The organism is Flavobacterium azizsancarii (assembly GCF_027980145.1).
Lineage (GTDB): Bacteria > Bacteroidota > Bacteroidia > Flavobacteriales > Flavobacteriaceae > Flavobacterium > Flavobacterium azizsancarii.
In genome coordinates this window covers 1-1,644 of record NZ_JAMZNK010000100.1, presented here as the reverse complement: position 1 = coordinate 1,644, position 1,644 = coordinate 1, and the positions used below count along the sequence as shown (strand labels likewise).

The 1,644-nt window shown below is 36.3% G+C and carries 1 protein-coding gene; it reads right to left on the bottom strand.

What is annotated here, in order from left to right:
• A partial coding sequence (locus tag NJT12_RS24760; RefSeq protein WP_271338780.1) for an IS1182 family transposase occupies positions 1 to 1,588 on the bottom strand: 1,588 nt, incomplete at its 3' end.
• Positions 1,589 to 1,644 lie beyond the last annotated feature (56 nt).

The following is a 1,644-nucleotide window of genomic DNA, read 5'->3' as shown; positions in this document are numbered from 1 at the left end:
GGTCTTCTATAAACTTTTCTAAAGCTTCTACGAGATCAAAAATGAGGTTAAAATTGCCCAAACGGATTTTAGCGATCCATTTAGAAAAGTTGTGAGCAATAGCAATCAGGCCAAATTCAGTATTTACTTTGGCTGTTTTGGTAAGTGTAAATCTTTTAAATCCTTTGTTTTGCTTGATGTTACCAAAAACCGGCTCTGGTTCAATACATCTTTTACTATAAATTTCCCTGCCCAATTCACTTTCTAAATTCTCTCTTGCCTTGAATTTCAGTCTTTGAAGATTGTGATTAATTTCTATCCGTCTGTTCCCCTTAGCTTTAAAGCATTGCCCCCGCAGAGGACATCCTGCGCAATTTAAAGCCTCATATACCGAATGATACTGTTCAAAACCAGTTGTAGTTTTTGATTTCTTAGTAAAGATACGAGGCATTTGCTGCCCCATTGGACAAACCAAAAAGTCTTGCTCATTATTATGAAACAGGTTTTGTGCGTGGAATAAATTGTTTTTATGCTTACGGGTCTCTTCGATACGGTACATGTTGTAGGGAACAAAAAAATCAATTTCTTTGTCTTCAAGGAGTTGATAATTTTCCTCACTTCCATAGCCCGCATCGGCTATAACTTTTGCAGATTGTTTGCCGTAGTTGCTTTTGAATCCTTCTAAGTGAGTCTTTAATGTGGTAAAATCAGTAGAAGTCTGGTGGGTGGAGTAATGTGTAATAATTTGATTTTCTGTAGAAATCTGAATATTATAACCCGCTTTTAATTGTCCGTTGCCCATATGATCTTCTTTCATGCGCATAAAAGTAGCATCGGTATCGGTTTTCGAATAACTGTTTCTATCCCCCAGAATTTCGAGATGTTTCTCATATTCTTTAAGTTTTACAAGCTGTTCTTTCTCGAGTTTTTGAAGTGATTTGTTCTGCTGTTTACTCAGCTTCTGCTTTTTTTCACTTTGGTTGATCTCGTGTATTTTTTCTTCTAATTTCTTACTGTCTACCTTGGTATCAGTTTGGTTATCAGTATGCATAATGTCTGACTCGATAGCCTGACCAATATCTGCCAGAACAGCATCGATTTTTCCCTGAAGCCTGTCTTTATGTTTTTCAACTGCTTTCTTCCACACAAAGCTGTATTTATGTGCGTTGGCTTCTATTTTAGTACCATCAATAAATTGTCTCTCCAGGCTAATGAGCTCTAAATCTACCATCATCAGAACGACCTGGCTGAAAAGTTTTTCGATATTCCCTTTTAATTTTTTTCCTCTAAAGTCATTGATAGTTCTAAAATCCGGCTGAAGTCCTCCCGAGAGCCACATAAAATATATATTCTCCTTCACGGCTCTAGCCAGCTTTCGGCTGGAATAGGTATTATTGAGATATCCGTAAAACAATATTTTCAATAACATCTTAGGATGGTAGCTGGATCTTCCACCGCCTTTAAACTGTGATATAATCTCGGAAATTTCCAACTGTTCAACAACACTGTCTATTAATCGGGCAGAATGATTCTCTGGGATCAGATCATTTAAATTCAATGGAAAAAGATCTTGCTGGTGAACCGAATGAGGCTTAAAAACTGGCTGCATAATCATTGATTTTAGTACTTAAATATAAGAAAAATCAATGTGTAAAACAAAAAAAA